This is a genomic window from Nocardioides sp. CPCC 206348, from assembly GCF_048654705.1.
Lineage (GTDB): Bacteria > Actinomycetota > Actinomycetes > Propionibacteriales > Nocardioidaceae > Nocardioides.
In genome coordinates this window covers 3,318-3,687 of the sequence record NZ_JBMCZA010000080.1, presented here as the reverse complement: position 1 = coordinate 3,687, position 370 = coordinate 3,318, and the positions used below count along the sequence as shown (strand labels likewise).

The 370-nt window shown below is 72.4% G+C and carries 1 pseudogene; it reads right to left on the bottom strand.

Annotation, left to right across the window (positions count from 1 at the left end):
• Positions 1-341 (bottom strand): annotated as a pseudogene (locus ACOADB_RS04080) (hypothetical protein); the annotation flags it as partial.
• Positions 342-370 lie beyond the last annotated feature (29 nt).

The following is a 370-nucleotide window of genomic DNA, read 5'->3' as shown; positions in this document are numbered from 1 at the left end:
CCGAGCACGACACCGAGGACGCCGCCGATCGAACCGATCACCACCCCCGAGGCGAGGACGGTGCGACGCGCCTGGCGCGGGGTGCCCCCGGCCGCAGCGACGAGGGCCAGCGTGTGCGCCTGCGCCTTGGCCCGTACGGCGAACGCGGGGCCGGCCAGCAGCACCACCTCGAGGAGCACCATCGCCACGACCAGCGCGAGCACGGTCATCGTGATGTCGTCGATGCCGTCCTCTGCAGGGACGCCATCGGGACCGGTGGAATCCGGCGGGTCCGTCAGGACGGCCCTGGAGGTGATCAGCAGGCCGATCCTGTTGAGCTCCTTGACGTCGTCCCAGCTCACCGGGGCACCGCCCACCAGCCAGCGGCCCA